Raw genomic sequence first — 16,475 nt, forward strand, 5'->3', positions numbered from 1 at the left:
TCCTTTACATGCGAAAGATGCCGTACTGCTCGTCGCCCAGCGGACGCTGCCGGCAGGCGGCCAGGGCCAGGGCCAACACAATCCGGCTGTCGGCCGGATCGATCACCCCGTCATCCCAGAGGCGGGCACTGGCGTAGTAGGGGTGGCCCTGACGCTCGTACTGCTCGAGCACGGGGCGGCGAATGTCCTCTAGCTCTTGATCCCCGGGGCGGCGTCCCTCGGCGGCGAGCTTGTCCAGGCGCACCTGGGTCAGTACGCCGGCGGCCTGCTCTCCCCCCATCACAGAGATGCGGCTGTTGGGCCAGCTGAAGAGGAAGTCAGGCTCGAAGGCGCGCCCGGCCATGCCATAGTTGCCGGCACCGAAGCTGCCACCCGTGATCAGGGTCAGCTTGGGTACCCGGCTGCAGGCCACTGCCGTGACCAGCTTGGCCCCGTGCTTGGCGATGCCCCCATGTTCGGCGGCGCTGCCGACCATGAAGCCGGTGATGTTCTGTAAAAACAGCAGTGGGGTGCCGCGCCGGTTGCAGAGCTGGATGAAGTGGGCCCCCTTCTGGGCGCTGTCACTGTGCAGCACCCCGTTGTTGGCGAGGATCCCCACCGGCATGCCGCAGATGCTGGCGAAGCCGGTGACCAGGGTGGTGCCAAAGCGCGCCTTGAACTCGTCAAATGCCGAGTCGTCCACCAGGCGGGCGATGATCTCCCGCGCCTCCACCGGTTTTTTGAGGTTGGCACCCACCAGGCCGTAGAGATCCTCGATGGGGTAGCGCGGCTCTGCATAAGGGGCCGGCTCACTGTCATCGCCAGGCAGATGGCTCACCAGGGTGCGAGCTAGGGCGAGGGCATGGGCATCGTCCCGGGCCAGGTGATCCGCCACCCCCGAGAGGGCGCAGTGCACCTCGGCACCCCCGAGCGCCTCGGCGCTGATCTCCTCGCCGGTGGCCGCCTTAACCAGTGGTGGACCGGCGAGGAAGATGGTGGCCTGATTCTTCACCATGATGGACTCGTCGGCCATGGCCGGCACATAGGCGCCGCCGGCGGTACAGAGCCCCATCACCACGGCGAGCTGGGGGATCCCCCGGGCCGACATGCGCGCCTGGTTGTAGAAGATGCGACCGAAGTGATCCCGGTCAGGAAACACCTCGTCCTGCATCGGCAGGAAGGCACCGCCCGAGTCGACCAGATAGAGGCAGGGGAGGTGCAGCCGCTCGGCGATGGCCTGGGCGCGCAGGTGTTTTTTTACCGTCAGCGGGTAGTAGGTGCCCCCTTTGACGGTGGCGTCGTTGATCACCAGCATGCACAGGCGTCCCTGGATACGGCCGATCCCCGTGATGATGCCGGCGGCGGGCACCGGCTCGTCATAGACCTCGTGGGCCGCCAGGGGGGAGAGTTCCAAAAAGGGGGAGCCCGCATCGAGCAGATGCAGCAGTCGATCCCGGGGCAGCAGCTTGCCCCTGGCCTGGTGGCGGGCGTTGTTGGCCGCGCCCCCGCCCTGGCGCACGACGGCCAGTCGGGCGTCGAGATCGGCCACCAGGGCGGCCATGGCGGCTTGCTTCTCCATAAAGTCGGGAGCGCGGGTGTCGAGGCTGGAGAGAAGGTGCGCCATCATGCCTCTCCCATCAGTTCCCGGCCGATGAGCCAGCGGCGGATCTCCGAGGTGCCGGCGCCTATCTCGTAGAGCTTGGCATCGCGCAGCAGACGCCCGGTCGGGTAGTCATTGATGTAGCCGTTGCCTCCCAGCAGCTGGATGGCATCGAGGGCCATCTGGGTGGCGCTCTCGGCGGCGTAGAGGATGGCCGCGGCGCAATCCTTGCGGCTGGTGCGCCCGGCGTCGCAGTCGCGGGCCACCGAATAGACCAGGGCGCGGGCGCTGGCCAGACGGGTGTACATGTCGGCGAGCTTGCCCTGCACCAGCTGGAACTCGCCGATGGGCTGGCCAAACTGCTTGCGCTCGCGCACATAGGGGAGCACCACATCCATGCAGGCCTGCATGATGCCAAGGGGGCCGGCGGCGAGCACGATGCGCTCGTAGTCGAGGCCGCTCATCAGCACCCGCACGCCGCCCCCCAGGGCGCCGAGCAGGTTGGCGGCGGGCACCCGGCATTGGTCGAACACCAGCTCGCAGGTGTTCGAGCCACGCATGCCGAGCTTGTCGAGCTTCTGGGCGGTGCCAAAGCCCGGGGTGCCCTTCTCCACGATAAAGGCGCTGATCCCCTTGGGGCCGGCGGCCGGATCTGTCTTGGCGTAGATGACGAACACCTCGGCATCGGGGCCGTTGGTGATCCACATCTTGTTGCCATTGAGAATGAAGTCATCCCCGTCGCGCCGGGCGGTCAGGCGCATGCTCACCACATCGGAGCCGGCGCCCGGCTCGCTCATGGCCAGTGCCCCCACGTGGCGGCCGCTCACCAGCTCCGGCAGGTACTTGGCTTTTTGCTCCGGTGTGCCGTGGCGGTGGATCTGGTTGATGCAGAGGTTGGAGTGGGCGCCGTAGGAGAGGCCCACCGAGGCGCTGGCCCGGCTCACCTGCTCCATCACCATGACGTGGGCGAGATAGCCCAGTGCCACCCCGCCATACTCCTCGGCCACCGTGATGCCGTGCAGTCCCAGCTCGCCGAGCTCGGGCCAGAGATCGCGGGGAAACTGGTTGCTCACGTCGATCTCGGCGGCGCGCGGGGCGATCCGCTTCTGGCAGAAGGCTTCCACCTGATCGATCAGGGGGGCGAGGCTGTCGTCATGCATGGGTTCTCTCTCCGTGAGTCATGGGGATGGGCGCCCAGAGTGACAGCCGGGTCTGAATGACCCCAACTGGTCCGTCCAATCCAGGGGTAAGTTTACGTTAGCGTAAACGTAAATCAGTTGTTAGTCTAAGGTAAATTTCCATGAGGAGCCCTGCCATGGCCAGTTCGTTATCCCCCCGTTTTGGCGACCTTCCCCTGCTCATCGGGGGGCACGCCGTGCCGTCCCAAAGCGATCAGTGGTTGCCGGTTCACAGCCCCCTCGATCAGCGCCTGCTGGCGCGCGTGCCCTGCGCCACCAGCGATGAGGTGGAGCTGGCCATCCAGAGCGCCGCCGAGGCCCAGCGCAGTTGGGGACAGGTACCTGCCCCGGAGCGGGCGCGGGTGATGATGCGTTTTGCCCACCTGCTCAAGGTGCATCATGACGAGCTGGCCGAGCTGCTGGCCCAGGAGACCGGCAAAACCCTGGCCGACGCCAAGGGGGACGTGTGGCGCGGCATCGAGGTGGTGGAGCAAGCCTCCGGCATTGCCAGCCAGATGATGGGAGAGACCCTGGGCAACGTGGCCCGCGGAGTGGATGGCCACTCCTGGATGCAGCCCCTCGGGGTGTGCGCCGGTGTCACCCCCTTTAACTTCCCGGCCATGATCCCGCTTTGGATGTTTCCGCTCGCCATCGCCTGTGGCAACGGCTTCGTGCTCAAACCCTCCGAGCAGGATCCCCTCACTCCCATGCGCCTGGCCGAGCTCTTCAAGGAGGCCGGCGCCCCCGATGGCATCCTCAGCGTCATTCACGGCAGGGGAGAGCAGGTGGATCAGCTCATTACCCATCCTCTCATCAAGGCGGTGAGCTTCGTCGGCTCGGCCCGGGTCGGGGCCCATGTCTACCGCACCGCCACCCATCACCTCAAGCGGGCCCAGTGCTTCGTCGGCGCCAAGAATCACATGGTGATCCTGCCCGATGCCAACAAGAGCCAGGTGCTGAGCAATCTGGTGGGGGCCGGGGTCGGCGCCGCCGGCCAGCGCTGCATGGCCATCAGCGTGGCGGTCTTCGTGGGGGCGGCCCGTGACTGGATCCCCGAGCTGGCCGAGGCGTTTCGCGCGGTGCGCCCGGGCCCCTGGAACGACGAAGGGGCGGCCTATGGCCCCCTCATCAGCCAGGGGGCGAAGGCACGCGTGGCGGGTCTTATCGAGGCCGGCGTCCGTGAGGGGGCCGAGTGTCTGGTGGATGGGCGCTCGGTGGAGGTGCCCGGCTACCCCGAGGGCAACTGGATGGGGCCTACCCTGTTTCGCGGCGTGACCACAGAGATGGGGCTCTACCGGGAGGAGATCTTCGGCCCGGTGCTCGCCTGCATGGAGGTGGAGAGCCTGGAGCAGGCCATCGCACTTATCAATGACAACCCCTATGGCAACGGCACCTCGCTCTTCACCGGCAGCGGCGCCGCGGCGCGTCACTTCCGCCATGAGGTGGCGGTGGGCCAGGTGGGGATCAACGTCCCTATCCCGGTGCCGCTCCCCTTCTTTTCGTTCACCGGCTGGCGCGGCTCCTTCTACGGGGATCTCCACGCCTACGGCAAACAGGCGGTGCGCTTCTATACCGAGACCAAGACGGTCACCGAACGCTGGTTCGACGACGAGTCGGCCGCCGGCCCCAATCTCACCATCACCCTGCGCTGAGGAGCAGACATGGACTTTAGACCCACCGAGGATCAGAGAGCCTTTATGGCGGCAGCGGCCGCCTTCTCCGAGGAGGCCCTGGCCCCCCACGCGGCGCGCTGGGATCGGGAGCATGAGTTCCCCATCGAGACCATCAAGGGGGCGGCCGAGCTCGGCTTCTGCGGCCTCTACACCACGCCGGATCACGGCGGTCTGGGGCTGCCCCGCCTCGATGCCAGCCTCATCTTCGAGCAGCTCGCCATGGGCTGCACCTCGACCACCGCCTACCTCACCATCCACAACATGGTGAGCTGGATGCTGGGGCAGTGGTTGCCCGAGGCGACGGCCGCCGTCTGGGTGCCGCGCCTGGCGAGCGGCGAGCTGCTCGGCTCTTACTGCCTCACCGAGCCGGGGGCAGGATCGGATGCCGCTGCCCTCAAGACTCGAGCGGTGCGCGAGGGAGAGGAGTACCTCATCGACGGCAGCAAGGTGTTTATCTCGGGGGCAGGCAGCACCGACGTGCTGGTGGTGATGGCCCGCACCGGTGGCCCCGGGGCGGGGGGGATCTCCGCCTTCATGGTGCCGGCCGAGACAAGGGGCGTGCGTTACGGCAAGGCCGAGGAGAAGCTCGGCTGGAACAGCCAACCGACCCGCGAGGTGATCTTCGAAGGGGTCAGGGTGCCTGCCGCCTATCGTCTGGGGCAGGAGGGTGAGGGGTTCAAGTTTGCCATGCAGGCGCTCGATGGCGGGCGCATCAACATCGCCACCTGCTCGGTGGGAACCGCCCAGCGGGCCCTCGACGACGCGCTCGCCTATGTACGGGAGCGCGAGCAGTTCGGTCACCCGATCAGCGAATTTCAGAGCGTGCAGTTTCGTCTGGCCGATATGGCGACCGAGCTTGCCGCGGCGCGCCTCCTGGTGCGTCAGGCGGCGGCGAGGCTCGATGAGGGCTGCCCCGACAAGAGCGCCTGGTGCGCCATGGCCAAACGCTTTGCGACCGACATCGGCTTCAGGATCTGTGACGAGGCGCTGCAACTGTTCGGTGGCTATGGTTATACCCGCGACTACCCCCTCGAGCGCTATCTGCGCGATACCCGGGTGCATCGCATTCTGGAGGGAACCAACGAGGTGATGCGCCTCATTATTGCCCGCCGCCTGCTCAGCGAGCAGGGGCTCAGCCTGGAGTAAATGCCCCATGATGACAAGGATCCATGTGGAGTATCACGGTCATACCGCCCTGTTGACCCTGGACCATGCTCCCGCCAATACCCTGACCCTGCACGGATTGCAGGCCCTTACCCACATACTGCAGGAGGTGGCAAGCCGCCCCGAGGTGGTGGCCCTGGTGTTCTCTGGCAGCGGCGAGAAGTTCTTCTGTGCCGGGGCCGATCTCAAGCAGTTTTCCGGCGATGACAAGGGGCTGGCCCGCGAGGTGGGCGAGGCCTTTGGCCAGGCCTTCGACGCCCTGGCCGCCTTCCCCGGCGTCACCATTGCCGCCATCAACGGCTTCGCCATGGGGGGCGGTCTCGAGTTGGCGCTCGCCTGCGACATCCGCATCGCCGAGCAGCAGGCGGTGCTGGCCCTGCCGGAGGCCTCGGTAGGGCTGCTCCCCTGTGCCGGCGGTACCCAGCGCCTCACCGAGTTGGTGGGGCCGGGCTGGGCCAAGCGGATGATCCTGTGCGGCGAGCGGGTCGATGCGACCCTGGGTTACGAGATTGGGCTGGTGGAGCAGGTGGTGCAGAGCGGGCACGGGGTCGAGGCGGCCCGGCGCATGGCGGCTCACGCCGCCCAGCAGAGCCCGGCGGCCCTGCGTGCCTGCAAGGGGCTCATCAATCAGGGGCGTCGTCGTCCCCGTGACGAGGCGCTGCCTTTGGAGCGCGAGGCCTTCCTCGCCCTGTTTGATGACCCCAATCAGCAGGAGGGGGTGCAGGCCTTCCTGGAAAAACGTCCACCCCGCTGGCACTACTGAGACGAGGAGAGCCTGATGACAGTCCATGTCAGCCATCTGCCCCTGCCCGGGGATCTGTGTATCGGCGTCTTGACCCTGGATGCCCCCGCCTCCCTCAACGCCCTGAGCCTGCCGATGATCCGGCTCCTGAGCCGGCAGCTCGCCCTGTGGGCTGAGGATCCAAGGGTACGCGCCGTCTGGCTGGAGGGGGGAGAGAAGGCGTTTTGCGCCGGCGGTGATATCCGCTCCTTCTACCACCTGGCCCAGGAGCAGCCGGTGAGTGTGCTCGGTGAGTTCGCCGCCGATTTCTTCGAGCAGGAGTACCGCCTCGATCACGCCATTCACACCTATCCCAAGCCCATCCTCTGCCTGGGCCATGGCATCGTCATGGGCGGCGGTATCGGCCTGTTGGCGGGGGCCCGTTTTCGCATCCTGACCGAGCAGAGCCTGCTCGCCATGCCCGAGGTGAGCATAGGCCTCTACCCGGATGTGGCCGGCAGCTGGTTCCTGTCACGTATGCCGGGGCGGCTCGGGCTCTGGCTCGGTCTCACCGGGGCCCGCTTTAACGGCAGCGATGCCCTGGCGCTCGGGATGGCCGATGCCCTGATCCCGGCGGCGCGCCGCGCTGAGCTCAAGGAGCGGCTGCAGGGGCTGGACTGGCGGCTCGAGGGGGAGGCGCTCGATGAGGCCATCTTCGGCCTGCTCGTTCGCCTCGGGGAGGGGATGCCGGCCCCCGAGCCTCTGCTGCTGCCCCACCGGGGGCAGATAGAGGCGCTGCTGGCCGGTCGCTCCCTCGAGGGGATCCTGGCGCGCCTGTTTGCCGCCGATCTCGCGCCCTGGCCGGCCCTGGCCCAGGCCCAGGCGACGTGCCACGGTGGCAGCCCCATCAGCCGGGCCATCGCCTGGCAGCAATACGGGCATGCCCGCCACCTGTCGCTGGCCGAGGTGTTTGCCGAGGAGCTCGCCCTCTCGGTCAACTGCGTGCTGGAGGGGGATTTTCTGGAAGGGGTGCGCGCCCTGCTTATCGACAAGGACAAGTCCCCGTGCTGGCGCTTCGCCAGGCAGAGCGAGGTGCCCGCCGACTGGCTGGCCGACATGTGGCGCTGGCGCGGCGGGGACAATCCCCTGGCTCAACTTGCCTAAGGAGAGAGAATGAACATCGCATTTATCGGTCTTGGTAACATGGGTGGCCCCATGGCCGCCAACCTGGTCCGCGCCGGTCACCGGGTGCGGGTCTACGATCTGCTGGCCGAGCACCTGGCCGAGGCGGCCGCCGCCGGCTGCATCGCGGCGGCCAGCGCCCGCGAGGCGGTCTCGGACTGTGAGGTAGCCATCACCATGCTGCCGGCGGGACAGCATGTCACCGGCCTCTGGCTCGGCGACGATCTGCTCGGCGCCCTGCCACCCGGCACCCTGGTCATCGACAGCTCGACCATCGACGTTGCCTCGGCCCGCGCCGTGGGTGAGGCGGCGCGGGCACGCGGGCTGCGCTTTGTGGATGCGCCTGTCTCAGGTGGCACCGCCGGGGCCCGGGCCGGGACCCTGACCTTCATTATGGGGGGGGAGGCGCCCGACGTGGAGGCCGCCAAGCGTGTACTCGCGGCCATGGGGCAGAACCTGTTTCACGCAGGCCCCCTTGGCGCCGGTCAGATCGCCAAGATGTGCAACAATATGCTGCTCGCCATCCAGATGGCGGGCACCGCCGAGGCCCTGGCCCTCGGGGTGAGCGAGGGACTCGATCCCGCCGTGCTTTCGGCCATCATGGGCAAGAGCTCGGGCAATAACTGGTGCCTGGAGCGCTACAACCCCTGGCCCGGGGTGATGGAGAGTGCCCCGGCGTCACGCGACTATCAGGGGGGCTTCATGACCCGGCTGATGGTCAAGGATCTGGGACTGGCCATGGCGTTGGCCGAACACGCCAGGAGACCGGTGCCGCTCGGTGCCGCCGCCCGCAATCTGTTTCAGCTCCACGCCCAATGGGGCAACGAGGCCCTCGACTTTTCCAGCATTCAACGGCTCTATCGTGGTCCGGAGCATTGAGAGGAGTAAGCATGGATATTCATGACAAGCTGATTGCGGTGACCGGTGCCGGTCGTGGTCTGGGTCGGGCCATCGCCCTGGCGCTGGCCTCTGAAGGGGCCAGAGTGGCGCTGCTTGACGTCAACCGCAGCGATCTTGAGGTGACCCAGGCCGAGGTGGAGAGTCGGGGAGGGGAGGCGCTGCTGCTGCCCTGCAACGTGGCCGATGAGGCCGAGGTGGAGGGGGCCTTCGCCCGACTCGGCGAACTCGGTTCCCTCAGCGGGCTTGTCAACTGTGCCGGCATATTGCGCGACGGCCTGCTCATCAAGCGCCGGGATGGTCATCCCCTCGAGAAGCTGTCGCTGGCCCAGTGGCAGGCGGTCATCGACGTTAACCTCACCGGCACCTTCCTGTGTGGCCGCGAGGCGGCGGCCCTGATGAGCCAGACCGGGGGCGGCGTCATCATCAACGTCTCCTCCATTGCCCGGGCCGGCAACATGGGCCAGAGCAACTATGCGGCGAGCAAGGCGGGGGTGGCGGCCCTGGTGGTCACCTGGGCCCGTGAGCTGTCGCGCTATGGTATCCGGGTGATGGGCATAGCCCCCGGGGTGTTTGCCACCGACATGACGGCAGCCATGAAGCCCGAGGCGATGGATCGGATGCGTCAGGCCATCCCGGTCGGGCGACTCGGTGAGGCGGCCCAGATCGCCGACACGGTGCGCTTTATCCTTCACAACGACTACCTGAGTGGGCGCATGATCGAGATCGACGGCGGCCTGCGTCTCTGAATGGCCAGCATGGACGGCTGCATGGCCATGCAGCCGTTCTCCATGCCATCTCTTTCTCCAAATTGCAACTGTGTGAAATGTCAGGGGATCTTGTCTAATTTGACCCCTGTCACAGGCAACCTGTGTCATTTCTGTAAAATTGCGCCCGGTCAAAACCGGATCGATTAGAGGTGATGAACGTTGCGGCAGGCATAATCATGCAATATAGTTGCCGCCCTTTTCATGGGCCCCGGAGCGGGGTTTGCCTTCTTTAGTGCGAGTGGATTGAATAGGGACGTCAATCGCTGCCACAGCAAGCAACGGGACAGAGATGGATAATAAATTGGGTCTTGGCGCCCTCGTCTCCCTGGTCATTGGCTCCATGGTGGGAGCCGGCGTCTTCAGTCTGCCGCAAAATATCGCCTCCCACGCCGGGGTCGGTGCCATCGCCATCGGCTGGCTCGTCACCGGCCTTGGCATGATCTGCCTGGCCCTGGTCTATCAGTCGCTCTCCATGCGTCGCCCGGATCTCGACGGCGGCATCTTCAGCTATGCCAAGGCGGGGTTTGGTGACTTCATCGGTTTCAATGCCGCCTGGGGCTACTGGATCTGCCAACTGCTGGCCAACGTCTCCTATGCCGTGGTGGTCTTCAGCGCCCTGAGCTACTTCTTCGATACCCCGGAACGGGTCATCTTCGGCGATGGCAACACCCCCGTCGCCATCGTGCTTGCCTCCCTGCTCATCTGGTCGGTGAACGCCCTGGTGCTCAAGGGGGTCAAGATGGCCGCCATGGTCAACGTGGTGACCACCATCGCCAAGATGGTGCCCCTCATCGTCTTCTGTGTGGCGATCCTGCTCGCCTTCCACATGGAGACCTTCACTCTCGATATCTGGGGCCAACAGACCCCTGAGCTCGGCTCCGTGCTCGAGCAGGTCAAGTCCACCATGAAGGTGACCCTGTGGGTCTTTATCGGCATCGAGGGGGCCGTGGTGGTATCGGCTCGCGCCCGTCATCGCCGCGACGTGGGACGCGCCACCGTACTGGCCCTGCTCGGCGCCCTGGCCCTCTACGTCATGGTGACCCTGTTCACCCTGGGGGTGATGAGCCAGCCGGAAGTGGCCGCCCTCAAGAACCCCTCCACCGCCCTGATCCTCGAGAAGGTGGTCGGTCCCTGGGGCGCCTGGCTGATTAACATCGGCCTGGTGATCTCTGTGATGGGCGCCCTGCTGAGCTGGACCGTACTGGCGGCCGAGGTACCCTATATCGCCGGCAAGACCGGGGTCTTCCCCGAGTGGTTCTCCCGGGAGAACAAGAACGGCTCGCCCCAGGTGTCGCTCTGGTGCTCGGCTGCCCTGGTGCAGTTCTTCCTCATCGTCATCTACTTCCAGAGCTCCACCTATCTGGCGCTGGTGAACATCGCCACCGCGGCCGCCCTGGTGCCCTATGTCTTCTCCGGCGCCTATGGCCTCAAACTGGCGCTCTCGGGGCAGACCTATGAGGGGCAGCCCCATCAGCGCAAGCGCGACATGCTGCTGGCCCTGATCGCCACCGGCTACGGTTGCTGGCTGGTCTATGCGGCGGGGATCGAGTACCTGCTGCTGGTGGCCCTGCTCTATAGCCCGGGGATCTTCATCTACTGGAAGGCGCGTCAGCATCACGGCCTGCGCGGCATGAACCGCCTCGAGCAGGGGATGACGGCGGCCCTGCTCGGCTTTGCCGTGCTGGCCTTCTACAAGGTGATGGACGGTACCATTCCCCTCAATTAACAGGCACCATGACGGGATGGCTCTACGCCATCCCGTTTTGTTATGAGCAAGGAATTCTTATGTTGTTTCTCGGGTATCTGTTGCTGGGGGCCTGCGCCGGCATGCTGGCCGGTCTGTTTGGCATCGGCGGCGGGCTCATCATAGTCCCCGTGCTGGTCGCCACCTTCCGCCTGCAGGGGGTCCATCCCGATGTCATCACTCACCTGGCGCTGGGCACCTCCATGCTCACCATGATCTTCACCGGGGTGAGCTCCTTGCGGGTGCACCAGATGCGCGGGGCCGTGGATTGGCCCCTGATCCGCCAGCTTGCCGTCGGCATGATCCTGGGGGGCTGGCTCGGTGGTCTCACCGCCAGCTTGCTGCCGGCCACCACCCTCAACCTTATCATCGGCATCTTCGCCTGGGCCATGGCCCTGCAGATGGGGCTCTCCCTGCAACCCAAGGGGGGGCGGCCGCTGCCCGGACGGGCGGGTAACGGGGTGGCCGGGCTGGTGATCGGCTGGATGTCGGCCATCTTCGGCATCGGCGGGGGCTCGCTCACCGTGCCCTATCTCTCCTGGTGCAGCGTGCCCATGAGCCGGGCGGTGGCGGTCTCGGCGGCCTGTAGCCTTCCCATCGCGCTCTCGGGTAGCCTCTCCTATCTCTATGCCGGATGGGGGCATGGGGACTTGCCCGAGTGGTCGGTGGGCTACGTCTACCTGCCGGCGCTTCTTGGCATAGTGCTTACCAGCACCCAGTTTGCCCGCATCGGTGCCAGGTTGGCCCATCGTCTGCCTCCCAAGCGCCTCAAACAGGGGTTTGCCTGCCTGCTGCTCGTGGTGGGGGCGAAATTTATGCTCTTTAGCTGAGGCTGCTGCGCCAGGTTGCGGCAACTTGCTGAAAAAGCAGACGAACGCGCCTGAAAGAGGCAAAAAGCCGTTGCATTGAAGGGGCGCTCTGTTAGACTTCACCGCGTTCGATGGTGGCCCCATTGGTCCTCTCGCATCGATAACCCGTCTACCTGGTCAGGTCCGGAAGGAAGCAGCCAAGGCGGGGGACTCGAGTGCCGGGATGTGGCTGGTGGGGCCGCCTCCATTTCTGGAATATCTATCGCTTATCTCCCCTTTGCCCTCTGGTCATCCACATGGTGTGGACGAGGAGGCGCAGCCTGACGCTCTTCCGCTTTGCTCTCTCTTCCGCCTGTTTCTCAAGCCGACATTGGGCCATCGCCGCCTCGCTATGAGATCCACTGCTGGCGGCTGTAGTGGCGTTTTAGCTGGGGGTCGCTGCTGCGCTCCAGCTTCCAGCGCTGGCAGCCGTTGAAGGCGGTGTAGTCGGCCAGCGTCTGCTCCAGGGCCGGCAGGAAGTCGTGCAGCCGACCGTCTTCGCGATAGGCGGCCGGCTCCAGCACCAGATTTTTAAGCAGCAGCTTGCCGCAGGCTCGCTCGGCCTTGACGTCGAGACGGCCGATGAAGTGCTCCCCCCAGAGCAGCGCCAGGGTGTAGTAGCCAAAGCGGCGCTTGGGTGCGGGCAGGTAGACCTCCAGCTGGTAGTCAAACCCGAACCAGTGGCGCAGCCGCTCACGCTGGATGAGCAGGTTATCGAACGGGTTGAGCAGCCACACCCGGTTGGGCACTCCGGTGGGGGCTGCGAGATCGGATTCGAACCAGTAGCGCTCGCGCCCGACCGCAAAGCTCTCGAGTCGGCCCTCCTCCTCCATGGCCGCCAGCGCCGCCTTGATGGGCGCCTGCACGTTGCGGCGCAAATACCCCATCTGCCTGAGGCTGCCAAAGCCCTGGGCGGCTAGGTAGCGCTCGACAAGGTGACGGGCGAATGCCTCGTCATCGGGGGGCCGGGTGTCGATGCCTGTCGGCAGTACCCGCTCGGTCAAGTCGAACACCTTCTGAAACTTCTCCCGCCGCACCACCATGAGCGCTCCTTCCATAAAGAGTTGCTCGAGGGCCTTCTTGGCCGGCTTCCACTCCCACCAGCCCCCTTTGTGACCGGGGTGGTCGAAGTCGCTCGCCTTGCACGGGCCCTGCTCGCGGATGCGGCCGAGCACCTGATCCATCACGGCACAGTCACGCTCGAACCAGTGACGCTGGCCATCGCGCAGGGCCAGCTTGCGCGGCAGGCTGAAGCGGTAGTCCTCCATGGGCAGGTAGGCGGCGGCGTGCGACCAGTATTCGAACAGCTCGCCACGGGCGAGGGCGGCATCGAGCTGAGCGGGCTGGTAGCCCGGCAGGCGTGAGTGCAGCACATGGTGGTGGGCGCGCTCGACTACGTTGATCGAATCTATCTGCACATAGCCGAGGCGCTGCACCGTGGTGAGCAGATCCGCAGGAGGTGTGAGCAGCCCCTGGCGGGCCAGGTTGATACGGCGCCATTCGAGGGGAGAGAAGGGAGAGGACATCGAAGCTCCATATCGTGACGGTTGGGTGGTGACACCAGGAAGGAGACCCGGGCTCGAGGCGAGGCCCGGGCGCTCTGTGGTCATGGGTCTGTGTTCAGCAATTCGCCATGGCCGGGGTGCAGCAGCCGCATCACCAGGGCGCAGTAGAGCACGGTGAGCAGCACGGTGAGGAGGCGATCCCCCATGGCGACCAGACTCTGGCTCGGCAGCAGGCTGGCCAGCAGGGTCAGCAGCACCGTCATGGCGCTCTGGATGACGGGGATGGGCCAGCCGCAGGCCAGGCGTCCCGAGAGCCAGAGGCTGGCCGCCAGGGCGCAGAGCAGGGCGAAGGGGGGATTGGGCAGCAACCAGATGATCAATACCAGGGGCAGGGCCACCAGGGCGCCCAGCAGGTTGGCGGTGAGCAGGGTGCGGGCATTGCTGCGGGTCAGGGTGGGATCATTGGCCCGCAGCAGGTTGGCCAGGGTGGCACCGATGAGGATGGCGCTCTGATCCTGGGCCGCGATGGCCAGGGCCACGGCCAACAGCAGGGCGGCGCTCTTGCCCAGCACCTGCAGTGCCGAAGGGGGGCGGCTGTCGGTTGCCGCCGGGGTCGGCCAGCTCGGCCAGGGGCGGGGCCAGAGGGCGAAGGCGAGCAGGGTCCAGAAGATGGCCTTGACGATGGCCTTGCCCATCAGGGGGGCGATGGCCATGGGCCAGCCCGGATCGCTTTGTACCAGCACCAGGCTCATGGTGGTGACCATGAGCCCAAGCAGCCCCACCAGATCGGCCGGGTTACGCTCGAGGCGGGCAAACAGGGCCACCACCAGCGCGATCATGGTCAGCCAGAAGGCGAAAAGATTGCCGCCGGTCAGGCGGGCCATCAGACCGATGAGGGCACTGCAGATCACCACTACCCCCAACAGTTTGACCAGCATCACCAGGGGGGGGCGTCCTGGCATCAGCAACAGCAGGATCACCGTGAAGATGGGGGCGAGCATGGGCAGGCTGGCCCCGCTTTGCATCTCTATGGCCAGGACAACCATGGGCATTATCCCAAGACGCAGTGCCCCATGGCGCCATGCTTGCCCGCTCATGAGAGGTAGGAGAGCTGGGCCAGTACACGCAGCCAGAGGCCGCCGACCCACTCCATCCAGGCGCTCTTGCCCGGATAGAAGAGCACGGTCGCCTGGGAGCCATAGCGCAGGCCACGTGGCAGCGGTTCGTCCAGCACCAGGGTGACGGGGAACTGGCGCCCGGCCTGTTTGCCGCTGGGGGCCATCAGCAGACCCGTGCTCTGATCCGTGCCCAGGCTGCCGGCACTGCCAAAGCCCAGGCTCTCGAGGCGGGCCTTGAAGAGTCGTCCGGGCAGCACATCAAACAGGATCTCGGCCGGTTGTCCCGCCCTGAGATACTCCAGGGCATTCTCGTCGAGCATGGTGGTGATCCAGATTGCGCCTGTGTCGATAAAAGTCATGGCCGGGGTGCCCACGGCCGCATATTGGCCAGGGGCCAACTGGATATTGGTGATGGCGCCCTGATTGGGGGCCACCACTGTGGTGCGCATCAGGTCCAGGCGTGCCTTGGCCAGGGTGGCCATCGCCTCCTTGAGGCGGGGGTTCTCCTCCCCCTGGGGACCCAGACTCTGGCGGGCGCGCTGCAGATCGGCCTCGCTGGCGGTGAGGGCGGCCTCGGCCTGGGCCAGGGTGGCGCTGGCCTGATCCCGCTGGGCGGCCGACATGACGCCCCGGCGCGCCAGCTCCAGCACCCGGGCCGCATTGTCGGCGGCGTTATCGCGCGCGGCCTTGGCCTGCACCATGCGGGCCTGGGCGGTCTGCACCGCGGCGGTGTCGGCGCCGATCGCCTGCCCTACGCTGGAGACATGGGCCTCGGCCTGGGCCAGGGCGATGCGGTAGGGATCCGGATTGATGCGAAACAGGGGGGCGCCGGCGGCCACCTGGCTGTTATCGCTCACCTCGACGGCGCTCACCTTGCCGGCCACCTCGGGGGCGATGCGGATCAGAAAGGCCTGCACGCTCCCCTCGCGGCTCAAGGGGGTAAGGCGCTGGGCAAACAGCACATAGACGAGGACCACCAGGGCCAGGAGCACAAGGGTGAGGGTCAGGCGGCGAACGGGATCGCGATGGGGGGCATCCATGATGGAGGGCTCCTGTTAATCAGAGAGAGGTGGCAGGGCACGGCTTGTCATGGCCCTGACCGGGACGATATAAAGCCCTGATACTATTGCATGGAAATCCGTCATCATGAAGATCCACTCCGATGAGTTGATGCAGTTCGTGGCCGTGGTGGAGGCGGGCAGTTTTCGCCAGGCGGCCGACAACCTCGGCATCGACAACTCGGCCCTCAGCCGGGGCGTGAAGCGCCTCGAGCAGAAGCTCTCCACCGTGCTGCTCAACCGCACCACCCGGCGCCTGGGCCTGACCGAAGAGGGGGCCTGGCTCTATCAGAAGGCGCTCACGATCATCGCCGAGATGGCCGAGGTGGAAGGGACGCTCCTGATGCGCCGGGAGCAGCCCGAGGGGATCTTGCGAGTCGACGCCGCCACCCCCTTTATCCTGCACCAGCTGGTGCCCCTCATCGGCTGTTTTCGGCAGCGTTATCCGCGTATCGAGCTGCAGCTGCACAGCTCGGAGGGGTTTATCAACCTGATGGAGCGCCGGGTCGATGTGGCCATCCGCATCGGCGAGCTGGAGGACTCCTCCCTGCGCGTCATGCCCCTCGGGCGCACGCGCATTCGCCTGCTGGCCTCACCCGCCTACCTCGCTCGCAGTGGTACACCCGAGACGGTGGCAAGCCTGAGCCAGCACACCCTGCTTGGGTTTATCGCGCCCGATCACCTCAATCACTGGCCCCTTCGCTCGGCCTTGGGGGACCGCCTGCCGGTGACCCCCGGCCTTTGCGCCAGCAGCGGCGAGACCCTGCGCCAGCTGGCCCTGGCCGGGGAGGGGATCGTCTGTCTGTCCGACTTTATGACCGGCGAGGATAGGGCCAGCGGGGCCCTGGTTGAGGTGCTGGCCAGCGCCAACAGCGGTGCCTCGCGCCCGATTAATGCCGTCTTCTACTCCGATGCCCAGCGCGATCCGCGCCTGCGTGTCTGGCTCGACTTTCTCAAAGCCAGCCTCGGTGAGGGGGCTCTCTAGGCGCATCGGCAAAAACGTCAGGCCCCGCAGTGCGGGGCCTCTCTTTGGCGGGG

Annotated in this window: 14 protein-coding genes and 1 other RNA gene; 10 read left to right on the plus strand and 5 right to left on the minus strand. The window is 66.3% G+C overall.

Annotated elements, in window-relative coordinates; translation table 11 throughout:
• Positions 1-4: 4 nt before the first annotated feature.
• Both BN1133_RS07835 and BN1133_RS07840 read right to left on the minus strand, forming a co-directional pair.
• Positions 5-1,603, minus strand: a complete 1,599-nt coding sequence (locus tag BN1133_RS07835; protein WP_050665973.1) for a carboxyl transferase domain-containing protein — start codon at positions 1,601-1,603, stop codon at positions 5-7.
• Positions 1,603-2,739, minus strand: a complete 1,137-nt coding sequence (locus tag BN1133_RS07840; protein WP_050665974.1) for an isovaleryl-CoA dehydrogenase — start codon at positions 2,737-2,739, stop codon at positions 1,603-1,605. The genes BN1133_RS07835 and BN1133_RS07840 overlap by 1 nt, the downstream gene beginning before the upstream one ends.
• 155 nt (positions 2,740-2,894) lie before the next feature.
• Between BN1133_RS07840 and BN1133_RS07845 the strand changes: the two genes are divergently transcribed.
• The 9 genes from BN1133_RS07845 to ffs all read left to right on the plus strand — a co-directional run bounded on the left by BN1133_RS07845 (position 2,895) and on the right by ffs (position 11,955).
• The gene (locus tag BN1133_RS07845; protein WP_050665975.1) at positions 2,895-4,409 is read left to right on the plus strand and encodes a CoA-acylating methylmalonate-semialdehyde dehydrogenase; all 1,515 of its coding nucleotides are present in this window, start codon (positions 2,895-2,897) and stop codon (positions 4,407-4,409) included.
• Positions 4,410-4,418: 9 nt separating this feature from the next.
• The gene (locus BN1133_RS07850) at positions 4,419-5,576 is read left to right on the plus strand and encodes an acyl-CoA dehydrogenase family protein (RefSeq protein ID WP_050665976.1); all 1,158 of its coding nucleotides are present in this window, start codon (positions 4,419-4,421) and stop codon (positions 5,574-5,576) included.
• 10 nt (positions 5,577-5,586) lie between these two features.
• Positions 5,587-6,357, plus strand: a complete 771-nt coding sequence (locus BN1133_RS07855; protein ID WP_050666017.1) for an enoyl-CoA hydratase — start codon at positions 5,587-5,589, stop codon at positions 6,355-6,357.
• Between the two features lie 15 nt (positions 6,358-6,372).
• Entirely contained in the window at positions 6,373-7,479 is a 1,107-nt protein-coding gene (locus tag BN1133_RS07860) for an enoyl-CoA hydratase/isomerase family protein (protein WP_050665977.1), read from the plus strand.
• 9 nt (positions 7,480-7,488) lie between these two features.
• On the plus strand, positions 7,489-8,376 hold the full coding sequence (gene mmsB, locus BN1133_RS07865) for a 3-hydroxyisobutyrate dehydrogenase (protein WP_050665978.1): 888 nt from the start codon (positions 7,489-7,491) through the stop codon (positions 8,374-8,376).
• Between the two features lie 11 nt (positions 8,377-8,387).
• On the plus strand, positions 8,388-9,143 hold the full coding sequence (locus BN1133_RS07870; protein WP_050665979.1) for an SDR family oxidoreductase: 756 nt from the start codon (positions 8,388-8,390) through the stop codon (positions 9,141-9,143).
• Between the two features lie 310 nt (positions 9,144-9,453).
• Complete coding sequence (locus BN1133_RS07875; RefSeq protein ID WP_050665980.1) at positions 9,454-10,890, plus strand: basic amino acid/polyamine antiporter; 1,437 nt, start codon at positions 9,454-9,456, stop codon at positions 10,888-10,890.
• A 59-nt stretch (positions 10,891-10,949) separates the two neighbouring features.
• Complete coding sequence (locus BN1133_RS07880; protein ID WP_050665981.1) at positions 10,950-11,738, plus strand: sulfite exporter TauE/SafE family protein; 789 nt, start codon at positions 10,950-10,952, stop codon at positions 11,736-11,738.
• Positions 11,739-11,858: 120 nt separating this feature from the next.
• Positions 11,859-11,955: signal recognition particle sRNA small type (ffs, locus tag BN1133_RS19620), an RNA gene on the plus strand.
• A gap of 151 nt (positions 11,956-12,106) precedes the next feature.
• Here ffs and BN1133_RS07885 read toward each other — a convergent pair.
• The 3 genes from BN1133_RS07885 to BN1133_RS07895 all read right to left on the minus strand — a co-directional run bounded on the left by BN1133_RS07885 (position 12,107) and on the right by BN1133_RS07895 (position 15,419).
• Complete coding sequence (locus BN1133_RS07885; protein ID WP_050665982.1) at positions 12,107-13,282, minus strand: winged helix-turn-helix domain-containing protein; 1,176 nt, start codon at positions 13,280-13,282, stop codon at positions 12,107-12,109.
• Positions 13,283-13,362: 80 nt separating this feature from the next.
• Positions 13,363-14,358, minus strand: coding sequence for a DUF2955 domain-containing protein (locus BN1133_RS07890; RefSeq protein WP_050665983.1), 996 nt, complete (start codon positions 14,356-14,358; stop codon positions 13,363-13,365).
• The gene (locus tag BN1133_RS07895; protein ID WP_050665984.1) at positions 14,355-15,419 is read right to left on the minus strand and encodes an HlyD family secretion protein; all 1,065 of its coding nucleotides are present in this window, start codon (positions 15,417-15,419) and stop codon (positions 14,355-14,357) included. Before BN1133_RS07895 ends, BN1133_RS07890 begins: the two co-directional genes overlap by 4 nt.
• 106 nt (positions 15,420-15,525) lie before the next feature.
• On the opposite strand from BN1133_RS07895, the gene BN1133_RS07900 reads away from it, so the two are divergent.
• Positions 15,526-16,422 carry a LysR substrate-binding domain-containing protein gene (locus BN1133_RS07900; protein WP_050665985.1) on the plus strand — a complete coding sequence of 299 codons (897 nt, stop codon included), beginning with the start codon at positions 15,526-15,528 and terminating at the stop codon, positions 16,420-16,422.
• Positions 16,423-16,475: the final 53 nt, after the last annotated feature.

Origin of the sequence: Aeromonas schubertii (assembly GCF_000820105.1) — a bacterium.
GTDB classification, from domain to species: Bacteria; Pseudomonadota; Gammaproteobacteria; order Enterobacterales; family Aeromonadaceae; genus Aeromonas; species Aeromonas schubertii.

Excerpts from the sequence above, each read along its gene's own strand:
- BN1133_RS07900 (WP_050665985.1), top strand. The coding sequence starts at position 15,526 with ATGAAGATCCACTCCGATGAGTTGATGCAGTTCGTGGCCGTGGTGGAG.
- BN1133_RS07880 (WP_050665981.1), top strand. The coding sequence starts at position 10,950 with ATGTTGTTTCTCGGGTATCTGTTGCTGGGGGCCTGCGCCGGCATGCTG.
- BN1133_RS07870 (WP_050665979.1), top strand. The coding sequence starts at position 8,388 with ATGGATATTCATGACAAGCTGATTGCGGTGACCGGTGCCGGTCGTGGT.
- BN1133_RS07850 (WP_050665976.1), top strand. The coding sequence starts at position 4,419 with ATGGACTTTAGACCCACCGAGGATCAGAGAGCCTTTATGGCGGCAGCG.
- BN1133_RS07860 (WP_050665977.1), top strand. The coding sequence starts at position 6,373 with ATGACAGTCCATGTCAGCCATCTGCCCCTGCCCGGGGATCTGTGTATC.
- BN1133_RS07855 (WP_050666017.1), top strand. The coding sequence starts at position 5,587 with ATGACAAGGATCCATGTGGAGTATCACGGTCATACCGCCCTGTTGACC.
- BN1133_RS07885 (WP_050665982.1), bottom strand. The coding sequence starts at position 13,282 with ATGTCCTCTCCCTTCTCTCCCCTCGAATGGCGCCGTATCAACCTGGCC.
- BN1133_RS07840 (WP_050665974.1), bottom strand. The coding sequence starts at position 2,739 with ATGCATGACGACAGCCTCGCCCCCCTGATCGATCAGGTGGAAGCCTTC.
- BN1133_RS07875 (WP_050665980.1), top strand. The coding sequence starts at position 9,454 with ATGGATAATAAATTGGGTCTTGGCGCCCTCGTCTCCCTGGTCATTGGC.
- BN1133_RS07890 (WP_050665983.1), bottom strand. The coding sequence starts at position 14,358 with ATGAGCGGGCAAGCATGGCGCCATGGGGCACTGCGTCTTGGGATAATG.
- mmsB (WP_050665978.1), top strand. The coding sequence starts at position 7,489 with ATGAACATCGCATTTATCGGTCTTGGTAACATGGGTGGCCCCATGGCC.
- BN1133_RS07835 (WP_050665973.1), bottom strand. The coding sequence starts at position 1,603 with ATGGCGCACCTTCTCTCCAGCCTCGACACCCGCGCTCCCGACTTTATG.
- BN1133_RS07895 (WP_050665984.1), bottom strand. The coding sequence starts at position 15,419 with ATGGATGCCCCCCATCGCGATCCCGTTCGCCGCCTGACCCTCACCCTT.
- BN1133_RS07845 (WP_050665975.1), top strand. The coding sequence starts at position 2,895 with ATGGCCAGTTCGTTATCCCCCCGTTTTGGCGACCTTCCCCTGCTCATC.